Below are 18,858 nucleotides of genomic sequence, written 5' to 3'. Positions count from 1 at the left end.
GAAGTACCAGCCTTGGTCGGCGAAGCGTTCCCAGTAGGTGGCTTTGTAGCGTTCGGTGTCGCCCCAGATGCCGCGCAGCATCGACGGCCACGGCTGATCGAGCACGAGGTAGCCGTTGGCTTCGGTTTCCCCGTGTTGGACCGGTTTGCCTTCTTCGTCGACGACTCGAGCGGAGATGCCGGGCAGCGCGGTCATGGCGGCGCCGGGTTTGGCGGCGGTGACGCCGGGCAGCGGGGAGATCATGATGGCGCCGGTCTCGGTCTGCCACCAGGTGTCGACGATGGGGGTGCGATTGCCGCCGATGACCTCGCGGTACCAGCGCCAGGCTTCGGGGTTGATCGGTTCGCCGACCGAGCCGAGCACGCGGATGCTGGACAGGTCGTGGGCGGCGGGTATTTCCCTGCCCCACTTCATGAAGGTGCGCACCAGGGTGGGGGCGGTGTAGTAGATGGTGACGCCGTATTTTTCGATGATCTGCCAGTGGCGGTGTTCGTCGGGGAAGTTGGGTGTGCCTTCGTAGACGACTTGGGTGGTGCGGTTGGCCAGGGGGCCGTAGACGATGTAGCTGTGTCCGGTGACCCAGCCGATGTCGGCGGTGCACCAGTAGATGTCTTGTCCGGGTTTGTGGTCGAAGACGTTGTGGTGGGTGTAGGCGGTTTGGGTGAGGTAGCCGCCGGTGGTGTGGAGGATGCCTTTGGGTTTTCCGGTGGTGCCGGAGGTGTAGAGGATGAACAGGGGGTGTTCGGCGTCGAAGGGTTGGGGTTCGTGGTGGGGTGCGGCGGTGGTGACGGTGTCGTGCCACCACAGGTCGCGGCCTTCGGTCCAGGGGACTTCGATGCCGGTGCGGCGCACCACCAGCACATGCTCGACGCTGGATGGGGTGTCGCCGTGGGCGTAGAGGGCCTCGTCGACTGCTTCCTTCAGTGGGGCGGCTTTGCCGCGCCGCCACTGCCCGTCGGTGGTGATCACCAGGCGGGCTCGGGCGTCGTCGACGCGCTGGCGCAACGCGGTGGGGGAGAATCCGGCGAAGACGACGGAGTGGGTCAGCCCGAGGCGAGCGCAGGCCAGCATGGCGACGATGGCCTCGGGCACCATCGGCATGTAGATGGCCACCCGGTCACCGGTCTCCAGGCCGAGTTCGGTGAGGTAGTTCGCGGCGCGGGAGACCTCGTCGAGCAGTTCGCGGTAGGTGATGGCGCGCGAGTCGCCGGGTTCGCCTTCCCAGTGGATGGCGACCTGGTCGCCGTGTCCGTCCAGGACGTGGCGGTCCACGCAGTTGTAGGCGACGTTGAGCTTGCCGCCGACGAACCATTTCGCCACCGGAGCCCCGCTCCAGTCCAGCACCTGGGTGAACGGTTCGTGCCAGTGCAGCCGCCCGGCCTGTTCGGCCCAGAACGCGTCGCGATCGGCCGCCGCCCGCTCGTAGAGTCCGGCGTCGGCGTTCGCCTGGGCGGCGAACTCCGCGTTCGGCGGATACGAGTCCCTGTGTTCGGCGCTGGTTTCGGTCATCTCGTCTCTTCTTTCCACGTAGCCTGAGCGCACGATTCGACGCAGCCGAGTTCGACAGTAATCAACTGTGACCCATGCCGCGTGCGGTGTGTCGATCGGGTTTCGCCCGCGTCACGCCGCCGCGCCTGCCTCCCGCTGCGAACGCGATGCTCCGGCCGCGCGGCCGTTTCCGCACGAAACTCGGGGTGTTTCGGCGATGTTGCCGGATCGGTAACAAGTACAACGAACTCGGATCAATCAGGTGACAGTGCCCGCGCCGGTGGTTACTCTGCCAACCACACAGGGGGATCGCGTCGGCATGCGCTGACGGGCCTCCTGCGGGTGCCGATCGGCTACCCCCTTCTCGCACCGGGAGGACGCGTTGAAATTCCACAGAGCGATGGCGCTGACCGCGGCGGTCGTACTGGCCACGAGCCTCGGGCTGTCCGCATGTTCCTCGGGCGACGGCGCCGATGCCGACATCGTCACGGTCAACGGTGGCGAGCCGCAGAATCCGCTGGTGCCTACCAACACCAACGAGAATATGGGCGGCCGCGTGGTCGACCGGCTGTTCGCGGGCCTGAAGTACTACGACGGGAGCGGCAAGGCGCACGACGAGATGGCGGAGTCGATCCAGACCACGGATCGGAAGAGCTACCGGGTGACCATCAAACCCGGCTGGAAGTTCACCGACGGCACCCCGGTGACGGCGAAGTCGTTCGTCGAGGCGTGGAACTACGGCGCGCTCGGCACCAACGCCCAGTTACAGAGCTATGTGTTCAGTCCCATCGTCGGTTTCGACGAGGTGTCCGCGGAAAAGCCTACGGCACAGACGATGTCGGGCTTGAAGGTGATCGACGACCGCACCTTCACCATCGAGCTGAAGGCACCCTCGATCGATTTCGAGACCGAACTCGGGTACGCGCCGTTCTATCCGCTGCCGGAGGCCGCGTTCAAGGACATGAAAGCGTTCGGAGAGAACCCGATCGGCAACGGCCCCTACAAGTTCGCCCGGTCCGGGGCGTGGGAGCACAACGTCAAGATCGATCTGGCGCCCAACCCGGACTACCCCGGCGGCCGCCCGGCCAAGAACAAAGGGCTGCGGTTCGTGATGTATCAGTCCTTCGACACCGCCTACGCGGATCTGCAAGCGGGCAATCTGGACGCGCTCGACACCGTGCCCGACAGCGCGCTCACCTCCTACGAACGGGATCTCGGTGACCGCGCGATCACCAAGCCGACCGCCCAGAACCAGCACATCGGCATCCAGTCCAACGTCGCGCACTTCGCCGGCCAGGAAGGGCTGTTGCGGCGCCGGGCGATCTCGATGTCGATCAACCGGGAACAGATCGCGCAGAACATCTTCCACGGCACCCGGATCCCGGCGCGCGACTTCACCGCGAGCACGCTGCCCGGCTTCGACCCGAACCTGCCCGGCTCGGAGGTATTGAAGTACAACCCCGACGAGGCCAAGAAGGTCTGGGCACAGGCCGACGCGATCTCGCCGTGGTCGGGCCGCTACGAGATCGCCTACAACTCCGACGGCGGCCACCAGGCCTGGGTGGAGGCGGTGGCCAACAGCGTGAAGAACACCCTCGGCGTCGACGCCATCGGCGTGCCGTACCCGACGTTCAAGAACATCCGCGACGAAGTGAACGCGCGCACCATCAACAAGGCCTTCCGCTACGGCTGGCAGGGTGACTACCCGACCATGCTGCAGTTCCTCACTTCGCAGTACTACAGCTACTCCGACACCAACAACGTCGACTACAAGAACCCGGAATTCGACCGCCTGCTCGATGCCGCCTTGGCCGCGCCGAGCCAGGACGAGTCCTACAAGATCATCGCGCAGGCCCAGTCTCTGCTGATCAAGGACCTGGCCGACGTCCCGGTGTTCGACTACGTGGCCGCCGCGGGCCGCTCCGACCGGGTGCGCAAGGCCGAACTCGCCTGGAACGGACTGTTCGACTTCGAGAACATCGAGAAGTAGCCGCCGGCCGCCGGGCGTCCGGGTGACGCTCGGCGGTCCTGTTCAGGAGGCGAAATGGCCTGGTATGTCGGGCGGCGTCTGCTTCAGATGATCCCCGTGTTCCTCGGTGCGACCCTGCTCGTCTACGCACTGGTGTTCCTCGTCCCTGGCGACCCGATCCACGCGCTGGCGGGTGACAAACCCATGACGCCCGCGGTGGAGGCGCAACTGCGGGCGCGCTACCACCTCGACGAGCCGTTCCTCGTGCAGTACCTGTTGTATCTGAAGGGCATCGTCACGCTGGACTTCGGCACGGCCTTCTCCGGCAGGCCGGTGCGGGACGAACTCGCGCGTGCGTTCCCGATCACGATCAAGTTGGCCTTCATGGCGGTGCTGATCGAGTCGGTCTTCGGCGTGCTGTTCGGCCTGATCGCCGGACTGCGCAAAGGCAAGCTGTTCGACTCCGCGATGCTCGTGATCAGCCTGGTCGTGATCGCGGTCCCGGTCTTCGTGGTGGGCTTCCTCGCCCAATTCCTGCTCGGCGTGAAGTGGGGCATCGCGCCCGTGACGGTCTCCGGGAAGGCGACCGTCGGCGAACTGCTGGTGCCCGCGATCGTGCTCGGCTCGCTGTCGTTCGCCTACGTCCTGCGCTTGACCCGGAATTCGGTGGCGGAGAACATGTCCGCCGACTACGTGCGCACCGCGACCGCCAAAGGCCTGCGCAGGCCACGCGTGGTGACCGTGCACATCCTGCGCAACTCGATGATTCCGGTGGTCACGTTCGTCGGCGCGGATCTGGGCGCCCTGATGGGCGGCGCCATCGTCACCGAGGGCATCTTCAACATTCCCGGCGTGGGCGGCACGCTCTACCAGGCCATCACCAGGGGGGAGCCGCCGACCGTCGTCTCCTTCGTCACGGTGCTGATCGTCATCTTCCTGCTCACCAATCTGCTCGTGGACCTGCTCTACGCCGCACTCGACCCGAGGATCCGCTATGCCTGACCGCACCGAGGCCGCGAGTCCGCGCCGCGGCCAGGAGCATTTCGTCGCGCCGCCCGACGAGGTCGAGGTGCTCGCCACCGACGCCGTACTGGATGCGGGCGCGCCGACCAGCATCTGGCGCGACGCGTGGCGGCAGCTGCGGCGCAACCCGATCTTCATCGTCGCGGCGGTGCTGATCGTGTTCGTGCTGATCGTGGTGATCTGGCCGGGGCTGTTCACCGATCAGGACCCGCGGTACTGCAACGGCGACTTCAGCATGGACCCGCGCGGCGCGGGGCACCCGTTCGGTTTCGACAAGCAGGGGTGCGACATCTACGCCCGCACCGTCTACGGAGCGCGGGCTTCCGTGCTCGCCGGAGTCGGCGCGACGCTGCTGTTCGTGCTGATCGGGGGAACGCTCGGCGCGCTGGCGGGCTTCTACGGCGGGCCGCTGGACTCGATCGTCTCGCGGGTCGCGGAGGTCTTCTACGCGATTCCGTTGATGCTGGCCGCCATCGTGATCATGCAGCTGCTGGACGCAAGGACGATCTGGACCGTGATCGTCATCCTCGCCTCGTTCACCTGGCCGCAGGCGGCGCGGATCGCCCGTAGCGCGGTGATCCAAGCGAAGAACAGTGATTACGTCACGGCCGCGAAAGCTTTGGGCGTCTCTCGACCGCAGACGCTTGTGCGCCACGTGTTGCCCAACGCGGCGGGACCGCTGATCGTGGTGACCACGCTGTGGCTGGGCGTCTTCATCGTCACCGAGGCGACGCTGTCCTATCTCGGCGTCGGTCTCCCGCGCACCGTGGTGTCCTGGGGCGCGGACATCGCCACGGGTCAGAAGGAGATCCGCACCTCCGCCATCCTGTTCTATCCGGCGACGGCGCTGGCGCTGACCGTGCTGAGCTTCATCATGCTGGGCGACGCCGTGCGCGACGCCCTCGATCCGAAGGCGAGGAAGCGATGAGCGAGGCCGACCGGCCGCTGCTGGAGATCACCGATCTGAACGTGAGCTTCACCGCCGACGGCAAGCCGGTGCCCGCGGTCCGGGACGTGAGCCTGTCGGTGTATCCGGGGCAGACCGTGGCCATCGTCGGGGAATCGGGCTCGGGAAAGTCGACCACCGCGCACGCGATCATCGACTTGCTGCCCGGCACGGGCCGGGTCACCTCCGGTTCGATCAGGTTCGACGGCAAGGAACTCACGGCGGCCTCGAAACGAGAGATCGTCGCGGTCCGCGGCAGCGGCATCGGCCTGGTCCCGCAGGATCCGATGTCGAATCTGAATCCGGTGTGGAAGATCGGTTTCCAGATCCGCGAGACGCTCGAAGCCAACGGCATCGCGAAGGGCAAGGCCGCCGAGAAGCGAGCGGTGGAACTGCTCGAGGAAGCGGGCATGCCCGACGCCGAACGCCGGGTGAACCAGTATCCGCACGAGTTCTCCGGCGGCATGCGCCAGCGTGCGTTGATCGCGATCGGCCTGTCCTGCCGGCCGCAACTGCTCATCGCCGACGAGCCGACCTCGGCGCTCGACGTGACCGTACAGCGGCAGATCCTCGACCATCTCGAGCGGCTCACCGCCGAACTCGGCACCGCGGTGCTGCTGATCACCCATGACTTGGGTTTGGCGGCGGAGCGTGCCGAACACCTGGTGGTGATGTATCGCGGCCGTGTCGTGGAGTCCGGGCCCGCTTTGCGGATTCTGCGTGATCCGCAGCACCTGTACACCAAACGGCTGGTGAGTTCGGCGCCGTCGCTGGCCGCGCAGCGGCGGTCGGCGGTGCGGCGCCGGGCCGAGATCCACGCGCAAGCCGTGCAGGTGGCGGCAGCCGACACGGTGGTGCCGGACGACGTGCTGGTAGCCGAGCGTCTGACGAAGACGTTTCACATTCGCGATCGCACGCCGTGGAAGTCGACCGAGTTCGTCGCGGTGGACGATGTGTCGTTCCGGCTGCGGCGCGGGTCGACCACGGCGATCGTCGGCGAATCCGGCTCGGGCAAGACCACGGTGGCGCAGATGGTCCTCGGACTGCTCGCGCCCACCTCCGGCGCCGTGACATTCGACGGCAAGGACGTGACCACCCTGGACCGTAAGGAATCCTTCGCCTTCCGCCGCCGGGTGCAGCCGATCTTCCAGGATCCCTACGGCTCGCTCGATCCGATGTACACGATCTACCGCACCATCGAGGAGCCGTTGCGCACCCACCGGATCGGTACCGCCGAGGAAAGGGAGGCGACCGTGCGGGAACTGCTCGACAAGGTCGCGCTGCCTGCCGGTGTGCTGCGGCGCTACCCCAACGAACTGTCCGGTGGGCAGCGTCAGCGCGTGGCGGTCGCGCGGGCACTCGCCCTACGGCCCGAAGTGGTGGTGTGCGACGAGGCGGTGTCCGCGCTCGACGTGCTGGTGCAGGCCCAGATCCTCCGCCTGCTCAACGAGCTGCAAGCCGAGCTCGGGCTGGCGTATCTGTTCATCACCCACGATCTGGCCGTGGTGCGGCAGATCGCCGACGACGTGCTCGTCATGCAGCGCGGCAAGGTGGTCGAGGCGGCGACGACCGACGAGGTGTTCGACGATCCCCGGCAGGAGTACACGCGCAAACTGCTCGACGCGATACCGGGACGCGATCTGCTGGCCGGATAGCGAGCCGGGCGCGCGGATCGGTCCGCGCGAGCGCAAGTAGCCTCGTATGCCGTGACCGATCCGCTACAGCCCCTCGTCGATCTTCCCGGTGTCCGGGACGCGGCCGACCGTGCCCGCGACGCGCTCGCCGAGGTGCACCGGCACAAGGCGAACCGGCGTGGGTGGCCCACCACGGCGGCCGAGGCCGCGGTGCGTGCGGCCCGGTCCTCGGCGGCCATCGACGGCGGCAGCACGGACATTCCCGCCGACGGCCGGGTTGCGGACCCGATCCTGGCCGGCTCGCTGCGCGTCGGGCAGGCGTTGGACGGGGACGCGCTGCGGAATCTGGTGGGCACCTGGCAGCGTGCCCCGCTGCAGGCGCTGGCGCGGCTGCATCTGCTCGCCGCGGCCGATCTGATCCCGGAGCAAGAGGCGCTCGGCAGGCCGCGCGGCGACTCGGGCGTCGCGCAGCGGCTGGATCTGCTGGCGCAGACGGTGCTCGGTTCGCGAGCGCCCGCGCCGGTGCTCGCCGCCGTAGTACACGGTGAGCTACTGGCGCTGCGGCCGTTCGGCACGGCCGATGGCGTAGTCGCGCGGGCGGCCTCCCGGCTGGTCGCGGTGTCGAGTGGGCTGGATCCGCACAGCCTCGGCGTACCGGAGGTGTTCTGGTTGCGCAGGCGTCAGGCGTATCTGGACGCGGCCGCGGGATTCGGAACCGGGGAGGCGGAGGCGGTCGGCGGCTGGGTGATCCTCTGTTGCGGGGCGTTCGAGGACGGCGCGCGCGAGGCCACGTCGATCGCGGACTCGGCGGCGGGATAACCCCCGTACACGTCAAAGCGGGCGGCGTTGTCTCTCGACCTCACCGCCCGCTAGCACGGACTACCCGGTTACCAAGCGTGCTAGGTGGGTTGTGTTCTGCGGCCTCGGCGACAATCCGGACATCGGCCGGTTCATCCCCGCAACCTGTGCGAGGCCTTCGCCGTCGACTATCCGAATTTCGCAGGCCCACAACGCTTCTGCCCTTGTCGCGGCGCGCTCCGCGTGGGTGCCTGGTGCCCGTGCTGGGAAGAAGGGTCGGGAGACAGTGCCTTCTCTTCCGGTGCTGCCTTGGCCTTCCGTCCTTCCGTAGTTACCTTTCTACACCTGTGACTGCACTCACATCAAGGGATGCGAGAACATTGAACAATCGGCGTTTTTCTCGGCGTTTCGTGGTTAAATGCCTGGTCCGCGGCGCCATCGGTCAAGTTGGCTGAGCTAACGGCAAGCCGCTGGCGACCCAAGTGGGACGGGCTGCTCGAGCGTCCGATCTCAGCGTCGGCGGCGCAGCATCCGGTAGCTGATCGCGCCGGCCACGACCGCGCTCAAGCCGACCGCCGCGGTGGCCGCGAGCGTCGTCGAGGACGGCGCTTGGAAGCGCGCCCACAGCGACACCGGATTGGAGAAGGTCAGGATCGGCCAGCCCCGCGTGGTGGCCTCACGGCGCAGATTGCGATCCGGATTGACCGCAGTGGGGTGGCCCACCGCGCCGAGCAGCGGCAGGTCGGTGATCGAGTCGGAGTAGGCGTAGCAGCGGGACAGGTCGTACCCCTCGTCTGCGGCGAGTTTCTCGATGGCGGCGACCTTGCCCTCGCCGTAGCAGTAGAACTCGACCTCGCCGGTGTACTTTCCGTCCGCCACGACCATCTGGGTGGCGGCGGTATGTGAGGCGCCGAGCGCTTCGGCGATCGGGCCGACGATCTCCTCGCCGGAGGCCGAGACGATCACCACATCGTGCCCCCGGATCTTGTGGTCGGCGATCAAGTCGGCCGCCTCCGCGTAGATCAGCGGATCGACCAACTCGTGCAATGTCTCTGCCACAATGGATTTCACCTGCTCGACGTCCCAGCCCGCGCACATGCTGGTCAGGTGGGCGCGCATCCGTTCCATCTGATCGTGATCGGCTCCCGACAGCAGGAACAGGAAGTGGGCGTAACTGCTTTCCAGTACGGCGCGGCGGTTCAAAAGCCCCTGCGCGTAGAAGGGCTTGCTGAATACGAACGTGCTCGACTTCGCGATCACGGTCTTGTCCAGATCGAAGAAGGCCGCGACGCGTCCACCTGCAGTGGCTGACTTGTCCACCCGACCAGGATAGGCGGCGGTATGGTCTCCGCTCGGCCAGGCGTCAGGTGTGGTGCGGCTGCTGTGTCCCCGTGGTCGGTCCGACCGCGGGTTGTGGCAGCGCTCTCCGGCCACCGCGCCTGTTGTGTGGCCGTCCTGCCTTCGATCGGCCGCAGATGGGCGGCGGCTGCACCACGGCTGCCGCTGGTCGGCACGCGTGTTCCCCGCCGTGGCGCGGCTGCGGCCGGTGCGGCGATGAAGTTTGCCCCGCAGACGCCGAAGCCACGAGGGCCACAAAGATGTCCGTCGGCAGACTTGCGTGGTGGCCGGGGCTTAGGTGTAGTATTGCTGGCACCTGGACATGGTCCAGGCGCGTTCAGCCCGACCCCCCGGGGCTGAACCCCGACGGCCCCAGCCTCCTCCCCCCCCGGCTGGGGCCGTCCTCTATTTCAGGGACAGTGCGCTACGACATCGGGTTCGGATAGCTGTCCACAAGCCCGGAGTTGTCCACATTCGGCATATCGCCCCTTCTGTCCCTGCTCCCGTTCCGCGACGCTGACCTGCATGAACCTCGATGCATCGGAGCCGAGTGGGCCGGCGCCCGCCCTTGTGCTCATCGATGACGACCGTCTGCGCGACGAAGTCCGGCGTATCGCGGCGGCCGCCGAACGGCCACTCGATGAGCGGACGCGACTCGTCGGCCGACATGCCTGGACCGGCGCTCCACTGGTCATCCTGGACACCGATACGGCACGCGAAGCGGCCGCCGCGGGCTACCTGCGCCGCGCCGGCGTCGTGGTGGTAACCGATGGTGAGCCAGGTTTGCTCGACTGGCAGGCCGCCGCCGCGGTCGGCGCGGAGCGGGCTATCGCCTTGCCCGGCGCGGCGGTGGGGCTCATCGAGATGTTTGCTGAATACGGCGAGCAGCGTGCGGGTGACGGCGTGGTGCTCGCCGTCGTCGGCGCGGGCGGCGGGGCCGGTGCGTCCACCCTCGCCGTCGCGGTCGCGCTGCGCGCCGCCGCGGAGGGGTTCCGGCGCGAGACCTTGCTGGTCGATGGCGCACCCTTCGCGGGGGGTCTCGACCTGCTGCTCGGTGTCGAGAACGCGGCGGGACTGCGCTGGCCCGACCTGGTGGTGGAGGACGGGCGCGTCTCAGCGACCGCGCTGCACGGCGCCCTACCCGTCGCGGCGCCCGGGCTCGCGGTGCTGTCCTGTGGGCGCTGCGGTGCGGGACGATTGCCACGTGAGCTCGGCGCGCCCGCGGTCCGCGCTGTCATCGAAGCGGGCCGTGTCGCAGGCGATTTCATAGTTTGCGATATTTCCGGTGAGCGCGGGCCGCATGCCGACCAGATGCTCGACTCCGCGGACCTCGTGGTTCTGGTCGTTCCGGCGCGGCTGCGTGCGGTCGCCGCCGCCGAAGCGGTGTCCGCCCATATCGCGCGGCGAAACCCGAACCAGGGCCTGATCGTTCGCGGTCCGGCGCCCGGCGGCCTGCGCGGAGCCGAGGTCGCCGAGGTGCTCGATCTCCCGCTGCTCGCCGCCGTTCGCGCCCAGTCCGGTCTCGCGCACCGGCTGGAGCGCGGCGGGATGTCGGTAGGCCGCCGCGGGCCGCTGCGTGATGCGGCCGACGCCGTCCTCGGCGTACTGAGTGCACCACCGGGACAACGGCGGTGAGGAGGGGGCGATGAGCGCGATACTGACCAGCGAGCTGCTGGACCGGGTGCGGGAGCGCCTGTCGGGCGAGACCGGCGACCCGGATCCGGCGCAGGTCGCCGCCGCGATCCGGGCCGAAGCGGGCGGGGTGCTCGGCGACACCGACCTGCTGCGGGCTCTGCGACTGCTGCAGACCGAACTCACCGGCGCGGGCGTACTCGAACCGCTGTTGCACGATCCGCGAGTGGCCGACGTCCTGGTGACCGGTCCGGACGCGGTGTGGATCGATCGCGGGCACGGTCTGGAGAAGACCTCGATCACCTTCTCCGACGAGGCCGCGGTCCGGCGGCTGGCGCAGCGCCTGGCACTGTCGGCGGGCCGCCGACTCGACGACGCACAACCATGGGTGGATGGTCGGCTGTCCGGAATCGCTGCGCCATCAGGGGATTCGTTCGGGGTCCGCTTGCACGCGGTCCTCGCGCCGGTCGCGCACGGCGGCACTTGTCTGTCGTTGCGGGTACTCCGTCCGGCCACCCAGGGGCTGTCCGCGCTCGCCGTGGCGGGCTCGGTGCCCGCCGACGCGAAGCTCCTGCTGGAACGAATCATCCAGGCGAGGCTGGCGTTCCTGGTCGTCGGCGGCACCGGAGCCGGGAAGACGACGCTGCTGTCGGCCCTGCTCGCCACGGTGGGCCCGTCCGAGCGGATCGTCTGCGTCGAGGACGCGGCGGAGCTCGCGCCACCGCATCCCCACGTGGTCCGGCTGGTGGCCAGGACCGCGAATGTGGAAGGCGTCGGCGAGGTCACCGTCCGTGACCTGGTCCGTCAAGCGCTGCGCATGCGGCCGGACCGGATCGTGGTCGGCGAGGTCAGGGGCGCCGAGGTGGTCGACCTGCTGACCGCGTTGAACACCGGACACGACGGCGGGGCGGGCACCGTGCACGCCAACTCGCCGCAAGAAGTCCCCGCCCGGCTGGAAGCCCTCGCCGCTCTGGGCGGCATGGATCGAGCGGCTTTGCACAGTCAACTCGCCGCCGCGGTGCAGGTCGTCCTGCACATGCACCGCCGATCCGACGGCTCGCGGGGGCTGCGCGAGGTCGGCCTCGTGCACCGCAACGGCGATGGGGCCGTGCGGATCACGCCCGCCTGGCATACCACGGGTGTGGCCCCCGCCGCCGCGGACCTGTCCAGCCTGCTCGCCGAACGGCTCGACCGTTGAGCGGCGCGCTGTTGTGTCTCGCGCTGGCGTTGGTCCTGGTTCCGGCGCCCCGGTCGCAGCGCCGGTTCGGACAGCTGTTCACCGCGCGCGTCGAGTACCGAATACCGGAGCGCGGCAGGCTGTTCCGCGTCTGTGCCTGCGTAGGCATGGTGATCGTGCTCGCCGTCTTCGGTACGGGTGCTTTCCTCGCGGCAGGCCTGGTCGCCGGAACGGTCGGGCTACGGGCTCGCCGGGCGGTACGGGACCGGCGCGGGAAAGCCGAGCAAGGGTACCTACTCGATGCCTTGGAGGCTGTGATCGCGGAATTGCGAGTGGGGGCGCATCCGAGCGCCGCCGCCGAGGCCGCCGCACGTGAGGTGTGGGGCGAGTCGTCCCGCGCGTTCACCGTTGGCGCCGCCCGCAGCCGACTCGGTGGCTCGGCGGCCGAGGGGCTGCGCCGGCCGGATTCCCCGATCGCCGCGGAACTCGCCCGGGTCGCCGGGGCGTGGCAGGTGGCCGAGCAGCACGGCTTGGCACTGGCGGAGTTGCTGTCCGCGGCCCGAACGGATCTCGCGGGACGCATCCGATTCCACGGCCGCACCACCGCCGCGCTGGCCGGCGCACGGGCCACCGCCGGTGTCCTGGCGTGTTTGCCGCTCCTCGGCATCGCCCTCGGCCAAATGATGGGCGCCGCGCCGCTGCACGTCCTGTTCGCCTCGTCCGCGGGGGCGGTGCTGTTGCCGGTAGGCGCGGGCCTGGCCTGCGCGGGCCTGCTGTGGACCGATGCCATCACCCGAAAGGTGCTGATATGAAGTCTTCCTCGATGGCTGGTCGCGGCCGGCCAAAGCAGTTGTCGAACTCGAAGCCGGTTGCGATCTGCGGGGAGAGGCGGTTTGCGCGCACGCCGGTTCCAAGGGTCGTGTGTGCCGTAGTCGCAGGCGGTGCGGCCCTGCGAAGCCGCCGCCCGGTCGGCGATCCAATCGGACTGCAGCGCACGGCGGATGCACACCACCTCGACGGCGCGTTCACCCCTGACTACCCGCAGACCGGCCGAATCTACGGTCGCGCTGCTGAGCGACGACGGGTCAGCCTCATCGGTCCGCTCTTCGGCGACGGCACGCAGGTGAGGCGTGGTGTGCCGTCGTATGGCCCGACTGTAGGCCGTGCACGAGGTCATCGCACAACAGGATCGCTGAGGAAGGCTGCTGATGGCGTTCACTTCTGGTGCGGCACTGCCGTTGCTGCTGATGGCGGCCGCACTCGCATCGCTGCCGGGACGAGTGGCCGTGAGCAGGCGGTTGCATGCCCTCGGCCGGACGCGCAACGCACCGGCCGAGACGTCGCGCCGGGTGAACCGGGAGACCGATCCGCTGGCTGTCGCCTCGGTGCTCGACCTGCTGGCCGCCTGCCTGCGTGCTGGGCTTCCCATGGCAGGGGCGGCGCGCGCCGTGGCGCAGGAGGCGCCGGAACCACTCGGCGAAGCACTGCGACGGGCGGCGGACCTGCTCGCGCTCGGTGCCGACGCGGCCACGGCCTGGCACCAAGTGGCGCGGGATGCGAAGGGGCGCCCAGGAGCCGACGAGATCGAGTCGCTGGCCCGGATGGCGCGGCGTTCGGCGCGGTCCGGATCGTCGCTGGCGGCAGCGGTCATGGAACTGGCCGAGCAGCGCAGGGCCGCGGTGGAAGACATCGCGGCCGCGAAGGCGGAACGCGCGGGCGTCCTGATCGGCGGCCCCTTGGGGCTGTGCTTCCTCCCGGCCTTCGTCTGCCTCGGCATAGTGCCGGTGGTCATCGGCTTGGCGAGCCGAGTCCTAGGCGGTGGGCTGCTGTAACTCCGCACCGGGCAGTGGCCACGCCGCCCATGGTGTCCGCACCGAAGCGTTCACGCCGGGTTTTCGCGCAGGTTCGGCGGACCGTGACCGGGCGGCCCGCGCTCGCGGACCCGCCTGGAATCGCATCGGGAGAACAGCGGACGGCCGGGCCCACGTCGTTCACGAGAGCGCGTCAGGTGGGTCGCTCGGAGCCCCCGCACCGTCGCTGCCGCCACCGGTCGGGAAGGCCGTCGCGGGGCTGGTCGGTCCGCCTATGGCCCGGCAGCTCGGCGGTGTGCCACGCACTCGGCGCTTCGGTGGCTGCTTTGCGTGCTGAGCCGTATCCAGCGTTCGGTCGCTCATGGAACCCGTCGCTGCCGCTGATCGGCACCCGTCGGCGGTTCGTCGTGGACCGAAGCGAAAGCGACCGTGCTCGGGCGGCAGCGTCGCGCACTGCATCGGAGGAAGCGTGCTCGTGCGGACCGGCCGCACGGGCCGGGAAGGAGGAATCGGGTGCGTATCCAGGGGGTTGTGAGGTCCGTGGGCCGCAGGGTGCGGGCTGTATATATAAGCCTGCGTGCGCGGGCGCTGCGGGCGATGGTCGCGGAGGACGGCATGAGCACAGCGGAGTACGCGATCGGCACGATCGCGGCGGCGGCATTCGGCGCCGTGCTGTACGGGGTGGTGACGGGCGACAGCATCGTGAACGCGCTGACGAAGATCATCGACCGGGCACTGAACACATCGGTGTAGCTGTCGCCGCACCGTGGCTCGGCGACGATCGGGGAGGGGTGACGATCGAGGCCGCGCTCGCCCTGACCTCGGTCGTCGCTACCGTCGTGCTCTGTCTCGGGGCCGTGCTGGCGGCATCGACCCAGGTCCGCTGTGTCGATGCCGCCGGCGAGGCCGCCCGCCTCGCCGCGCGGGGCGACCACGCGAACGCCCGCCCGGCGGCGGAGCGCATCGCCCCGCCGTCGGCCGACATCGCACTCCGCACCGAGGGCACTCGTGTGATCGCCGTGGTTTCCGCGCGGACCCCGCTTCTGCCGCTGCTCACCCTCCGCGCGGAGGCGGTCGCGACCCTCGAGCCCGGAGCCACCGAATGAAGGCGGTGCCGATGGTGGCCTGGTTCTCGTGGGCGGCGGTGCCCGTCACGGTCGGATTCCGGTTCGCGACGCTGCCCGGAGCGAGACGTGACAGGGAACGGTGAGCGGGTTCCGATCAGCGAGCGCAGCCCGAGGCGTGTCCCTCGCATGCTGCGGGTTCGGGTGAGCGACGAACAGGGGTTGGCCACCGTGTTCGCTTGCTTGGCGCTCGCGGCCCTCATCGCGGTGACGCTATTGATCGCGCAGGTGGGGGCCGTGGTGGTGGCGCGGCATCGGGCGCAGGCGGCCGCCGATTCGGCGGCACTGACCGCGGCGGGAGCCTTGGTCGATGGCGTCGATGTCGCATGTGCTGAGGCGGACCAGGTGGCACGGCGGATGGGTGCGCGAATCCGTGTTTGCGAGGCGGTGGAGTGGGACGCCACGGTGGCTGTGGAAAGGAATGTACCAATAGGTCTGTACGGCGATCGGATCGTTCGGGCGAGCGCACGGGCCGGACCGGTTGAAGAGTGATGGAGTTCGATACACAGTCGGCCCCGCGTCGCTTCCAGTGGCGGAAATCGGAAACTTAACTGGCGGGTTTAAAAGCGGACTCAGGGAAATGCCCGCGCGGACCCGGGATATCTAAAAGGGAGGAATGCGCATGTCCACAAACGATGAAGTGGCAATAGTCTAGTTAACATGAATCTAATCCTCTTTATTCGACCGGGGTGAAGCGGCGGCATTCCACTGGGAGGTCTCCCAGCCCTCCCAGCGTGCGCGCTGGCAAGGTCGACAATTGGTCACGTGTCCGACTCTGCGCCGTCACGAATCGAGCGGCGCGTCCGCACCAGCGGACAGTTCGGCGAGTACGGCGGTGAGCAGGCGCGCCGCTGCCGCCTTGTCCAGTGGGTGGTTCCCGTTGCCGCACTTGGGTGATTGGACGCAGGAGGGGCAGCCCGCCGCGCAGCCGCACGACTCGATGGCCGACAAGGTCGCCGTAAGCCACTGGCGCAGTTGGGCGAACCCGCGCTCGGCGAATCCCGCCCCGCCGGCTTGGCCGTCGTAGACGAAGACGGTGGGCAGTCCGGTATCCGGGTGCTCGGCGGTGGAGACACCGCCGATGTCCCACCGGTCGCAGGTCGCCACCAGGGGCAACAGCCCGATCGCCGCGTGCTCGGCCGCGTGCAGCGCCCCGGGGACATCCTGGGGCGCGATCCCCGCCAGCGCCAGCAATTCCGGTGTCACCGTGTACATGACCGCCCTGGTCGGCAGTGTCTGCGGCGGCAGGTCGAGTTCCACCAGGTCGAGCACTTCGCCGGTGAGCAGCGTGCGCAGATAGCCGATCACCTGGCTGGTGACCCGCACCCGGGCCAGGCCGGCCGTCACGTGACCGTGGGCGCGGTGCTCGGTCACCGCGTCGATCACGATCGAGGTCACCTGGCGCGCACTGGTGGTCCACCCGGGCTCGGCGGTGTGCACGAAGGCCACGCCGTCAACGAGATCCAGCTCGTCGACGACATAGGTCTCGCCCTGGTGCAGGTGCACGGCGCCCGGATGCAGCGTCGCCCTGGCCCGCCCGGCATCGGCGGTGCCGAGCAGTCTGCCGGTCTCGCCGTCCACGATGGCCACCGGTGCGCCGATTCCGCCCCGGACGTCCACCGCGTCGTGCGGCTGCGTCTCCGCGGTCACGTACCAGCGCGCGCGATCTCCCGTTCCACGCCGCCTGATCAGTCCTTTCACGGTCAGCTCGGCCAGTACTTCACGGGCGCCCAGTTCGTCCACCTCGGCGTCGGTGAGCGGCAACTCCAGCGCGGCGCACAGTAGTTGCGGACCCAGCACATAGGGGTTGCGCGGGTCGGTGATGGTGGCCTCGATCGGCTTTCCAAGCAGCGCTTCGGGGTGATGGACCAGGTAGGTGTCCAATGGATCGTCCCGCGCCACGAGCAGCACCAGTGACCCTTGGGCGCGCCGTCCCGCCCGCCCGGCCTGCTGCCAGAACGACGCGACCGTTCCGGGAAAACCCGAGATGACCACGGCATCCAGTCCCGCGATGTCGACGCCGAGTTCCAGTGCGCTGGTGGTCGCGGCGCCGAGCAGCGATCCGTCCGACAAAGCGGCTTCCAGCTCACGCCGATCCTCCGCGAGATAACCCGCCCGGTAGGACGCCACGCGTGCGGCGAGGTCCGGATCGACCTCGCCCAAGAGCCTTTTGGCATCCATCGCGGTCAGCTCCGCGGCTCGGCGGGAGCGCACGAAGGTCAAGGTCCGCGCGCCTTCGGCCACCAGATCCGCCATGATCCGCGCCGCCTCCGCGGTGGCGGACCTGCGCACCGGCGCACCGTTCTCGCCGGTCACGGCGGTGAGCAACGGTGGCTCCCAGAGCGCGATCGTCCGCGGTCCCTGCGGCGATCCGTCCCGAGTGACCGCGGTGCACGGCGCGCCGATCAGGCGCGACGCGGCCTCCGCCGGTTCGGCGGAGGTCGCCGAGCAGAGCACGAACACGGGATCGGCGCCGTATCGTGCGGCGATCCGCCGCAGCCTGCGCAACACCAGCGCGACGTGCGAGCCGAAAACACCGCGATAGGCGTGGCATTCGTCGACCACCACGTAACGCAGCCTGCGCAGCACCCGCGCCCAGCGCTGGTGCGATCGAAGTATGCCGAGGTGGAGCATGTCCGGATTGGTGAAGATCCAGCGCGCGTTGGCGCGTACCCACTGCCGGATCTCGGCAGGCGTATCGCCGTCGTAAGTGGCCGGATGTATATCGCGCAACGGACCTTCGTGGGTGAGCTCGCCGACCGCGCGCAGCTGATCGGCGCCGAGCGCCTTCGTCGGCGACAGATACAACGCGGTGGCCTTCGGATCGGCTTGCAGCGTCGTGAGCACCGGAAGCTGATAGCCGAGCGATTTGCCCGAGGCGGTCCCGGTGCTCACGACGACGTGCCGTCCGCGGAACGCCTGCTCCGCGGTGTCCACCTGATGCCGCCATGGCGCGGCCACGCCTGTCTCACGCAATGCCGCAATCACTTCCGGCGATGCCCAGACGGGCCATTCGGAGTGGTCGGCGGCTCGTGCGGGCAACTCGGCCACGTGCGTGAGCCGGGGGTCGCCATCGAGGCCTCCGGCTAGGACACGATTCAGCAACGATGTCCCGTAGCCGAGCTCGGTTCCCGGCCGTCCGCGCAGCGCGAAGTCGGGCGGATTCACGATCGGAACCCCGCAACACGCTCGGGGAGTGTGAAACGTGTGTGTCCGGGAACCTCCACCTGCCTTTTCGATACCAAATAGCGACCTGGGTCACAGCTTCTTTGCTGAACGTCGACTCGGTTATCACCAGGCAAACGAACCCCAAGTCTGGATTCCGCCATTGTGTCCCTCACCTGCGCATTCGCAAGATCAACTTTTTTGCAAATTGTCGGTAACTCGACTGTTGAATTGCCCGAAGACATGGTTCACTGGTTCCTGGTCGCAAGCTTCTGTGTTCGAGGGACGGATCCAAAGTCCAAACCGTCAGCAGGATCGATGTTGCGAACGGTGTGCTTGGTGCTTTCCTGCAGGGGGAACCAACAGTACAGCGGTCACAACGGACCCGGTGGACGAACCCAGTTGTCCGCCGTTCCGGTAAGAAAAGAGAAGGAACAGAATGGCACAGGGAACTGTGAAGTGGTTCAACGCGGAGAAGGGGTTCGGCTTCATCGCGCCGGAGGACGGCTCCGCTGACGTCTTCGTCCACTACTCCGAGATCCAGGGTTCGGGTTTCCGCACCCTCGAGGAGAACCAGAAGGTCGAGTTCGAGGTCGGCCAGGGCACCAAGGGCCCGCAGGCCACCGGAGTGCGTGCGCTCAGCTGAGCGGCGCAAGGATCCACAGCTCGTCCCTCACCACCGGCAACGGGGTGAGGGACGAGCTATATCTGGGGTAGTCACGGCCCGCGTGCGCCGGCGGAACGGTCCGCCGA

At 68.6% G+C, this 18,858-nt stretch carries 16 protein-coding genes; 13 read left to right on the top strand and 3 right to left on the bottom strand.

Translation table 11 applies throughout. From position 1 onward, the window contains the following. Positions 1–1,509: acetate--CoA ligase (acs, locus tag ACIHAX_RS02165; RefSeq protein WP_397275315.1), on the bottom strand; the 1,509-nt coding region annotated here is incomplete at its 3' end. Positions 1,510–1,888: 379 nt separating this feature from the next. Here acs and ACIHAX_RS02160 point away from each other — a divergent pair. The 5 genes from ACIHAX_RS02160 to ACIHAX_RS02140 are packed head-to-tail and all read left to right on the top strand — an operon-like array spanning position 1,889 to position 7,879. Continuing rightward, positions 1,889–3,478, top strand: a complete 1,590-nt coding sequence (locus ACIHAX_RS02160; protein WP_364438370.1) for an ABC transporter substrate-binding protein — start codon at positions 1,889–1,891, stop codon at positions 3,476–3,478. Between the two features lie 54 nt (positions 3,479–3,532). Then, positions 3,533–4,459, top strand: coding sequence for an ABC transporter permease (locus ACIHAX_RS02155; RefSeq protein WP_355079253.1), 927 nt, complete (start codon positions 3,533–3,535; stop codon positions 4,457–4,459). Then, positions 4,452–5,408: an ABC transporter permease gene (locus tag ACIHAX_RS02150; RefSeq protein WP_355079251.1), complete on the top strand. Its 957-nt coding sequence runs from the start codon at positions 4,452–4,454 to the stop codon at positions 5,406–5,408. Before ACIHAX_RS02155 ends, ACIHAX_RS02150 begins: the two co-directional genes overlap by 8 nt. Next, positions 5,405–7,081, top strand: coding sequence for an ABC transporter ATP-binding protein (locus ACIHAX_RS02145; protein WP_355079249.1), 1,677 nt, complete (start codon positions 5,405–5,407; stop codon positions 7,079–7,081). The genes ACIHAX_RS02150 and ACIHAX_RS02145 overlap by 4 nt, the downstream gene beginning before the upstream one ends. Before the next feature lie 51 nt (positions 7,082–7,132). After that, positions 7,133–7,879, top strand: coding sequence for an oxidoreductase (locus tag ACIHAX_RS02140; RefSeq protein WP_364438310.1), 747 nt, complete (start codon positions 7,133–7,135; stop codon positions 7,877–7,879). Positions 7,880–8,368: 489 nt separating this feature from the next. Here ACIHAX_RS02140 and ACIHAX_RS02135 read toward each other — a convergent pair whose 3' ends face one another. Then, entirely contained in the window at positions 8,369–9,178 is an 810-nt protein-coding gene (locus ACIHAX_RS02135; protein ID WP_379250169.1) for an HAD family hydrolase, read from the bottom strand. Between the two features lie 543 nt (positions 9,179–9,721). On the opposite strand from ACIHAX_RS02135, the gene ssd reads away from it, so the two are divergent. From ssd to ACIHAX_RS02100, 7 genes are all read left to right on the top strand, one after another. Then, positions 9,722–10,831 carry a septum site-determining protein Ssd gene (gene ssd / locus ACIHAX_RS02130; RefSeq protein ID WP_355079245.1) on the top strand — a complete coding sequence of 370 codons (1,110 nt, stop codon included), beginning with the start codon at positions 9,722–9,724 and terminating at the stop codon, positions 10,829–10,831. Positions 10,832–10,841: 10 nt separating this feature from the next. Beyond that, positions 10,842–12,026 (top strand): TadA family conjugal transfer-associated ATPase, encoded by a 1,185-nt coding sequence (locus ACIHAX_RS02125; protein ID WP_397275312.1) that lies wholly within the window; start codon positions 10,842–10,844, stop codon positions 12,024–12,026. Continuing rightward, positions 12,023–12,817, top strand: a complete 795-nt coding sequence (locus ACIHAX_RS02120; RefSeq protein ID WP_397275310.1) for a type II secretion system F family protein — start codon at positions 12,023–12,025, stop codon at positions 12,815–12,817. Before ACIHAX_RS02125 ends, ACIHAX_RS02120 begins: the two co-directional genes overlap by 4 nt. Positions 12,818–13,213: 396 nt before the next feature. Then, positions 13,214–13,837 carry a type II secretion system F family protein gene (locus tag ACIHAX_RS02115; RefSeq protein ID WP_355079239.1) on the top strand — a complete coding sequence of 208 codons (624 nt, stop codon included), beginning with the start codon at positions 13,214–13,216 and terminating at the stop codon, positions 13,835–13,837. A gap of 546 nt (positions 13,838–14,383) precedes the next feature. Continuing rightward, positions 14,384–14,569: a DUF4244 domain-containing protein gene (locus tag ACIHAX_RS02110; RefSeq protein WP_355079276.1), complete on the top strand. Its 186-nt coding sequence runs from the start codon at positions 14,384–14,386 to the stop codon at positions 14,567–14,569. A 38-nt stretch (positions 14,570–14,607) separates the two neighbouring features. Continuing rightward, positions 14,608–14,922 (top strand): TadE family type IV pilus minor pilin, encoded by a 315-nt coding sequence (locus tag ACIHAX_RS02105; RefSeq protein WP_397275307.1) that lies wholly within the window; start codon positions 14,608–14,610, stop codon positions 14,920–14,922. 162 nt (positions 14,923–15,084) lie between these two features. Continuing rightward, positions 15,085–15,432, top strand: a complete 348-nt coding sequence (locus ACIHAX_RS02100) for an Rv3654c family TadE-like protein (protein WP_364438321.1) — start codon at positions 15,085–15,087, stop codon at positions 15,430–15,432. A gap of 291 nt (positions 15,433–15,723) precedes the next feature. Here the strand turns inward: ACIHAX_RS02100 and ACIHAX_RS02095 are convergent, their stop codons facing one another. Then, the gene (locus ACIHAX_RS02095) at positions 15,724–18,045 is read right to left on the bottom strand and encodes a DEAD/DEAH box helicase (protein ID WP_397275345.1); all 2,322 of its coding nucleotides are present in this window, start codon (positions 18,043–18,045) and stop codon (positions 15,724–15,726) included. A 499-nt stretch (positions 18,046–18,544) separates the two neighbouring features. Here ACIHAX_RS02095 and ACIHAX_RS02090 point away from each other — a divergent pair, with 499 nt between their 5' ends. After that, positions 18,545–18,751 (top strand): cold-shock protein, encoded by a 207-nt coding sequence (locus tag ACIHAX_RS02090; protein WP_011206895.1) that lies wholly within the window; start codon positions 18,545–18,547, stop codon positions 18,749–18,751. The last annotated feature ends 107 nt before the right edge of the window (positions 18,752–18,858 follow it).

This window comes from Nocardia sp. NPDC051929 (assembly GCF_044548645.1).
Lineage (GTDB): Bacteria > Actinomycetota > Actinomycetes > Mycobacteriales > Mycobacteriaceae > Nocardia > Nocardia sichangensis.
The sequence above is the reverse complement of the archived record's forward strand: the minus strand, read 5'-3'. Positions and strand labels throughout refer to the sequence as shown.

What these genes read in the sequence shown, in the direction of transcription:
- ACIHAX_RS02155 (WP_355079253.1), top strand. Translation starts at nt 3,533, where the DNA reads ATGGCCTGGTATGTCGGGCGGCGTCTGCTTCAGATGATCCCCGTGTTC.
- ACIHAX_RS02090 (WP_011206895.1), top strand. Translation starts at nt 18,545, where the DNA reads ATGGCACAGGGAACTGTGAAGTGGTTCAACGCGGAGAAGGGGTTCGGC.
- ACIHAX_RS02160 (WP_364438370.1), top strand. Translation starts at nt 1,889, where the DNA reads ATGGCGCTGACCGCGGCGGTCGTACTGGCCACGAGCCTCGGGCTGTCC.
- ACIHAX_RS02150 (WP_355079251.1), top strand. Translation starts at nt 4,452, where the DNA reads ATGCCTGACCGCACCGAGGCCGCGAGTCCGCGCCGCGGCCAGGAGCAT.
- ACIHAX_RS02115 (WP_355079239.1), top strand. Translation starts at nt 13,214, where the DNA reads ATGGCGTTCACTTCTGGTGCGGCACTGCCGTTGCTGCTGATGGCGGCC.
- ssd (WP_355079245.1), top strand. Translation starts at nt 9,722, where the DNA reads ATGAACCTCGATGCATCGGAGCCGAGTGGGCCGGCGCCCGCCCTTGTG.
- ACIHAX_RS02145 (WP_355079249.1), top strand. Translation starts at nt 5,405, where the DNA reads ATGAGCGAGGCCGACCGGCCGCTGCTGGAGATCACCGATCTGAACGTG.
- ACIHAX_RS02125 (WP_397275312.1), top strand. Translation starts at nt 10,842, where the DNA reads ATGAGCGCGATACTGACCAGCGAGCTGCTGGACCGGGTGCGGGAGCGC.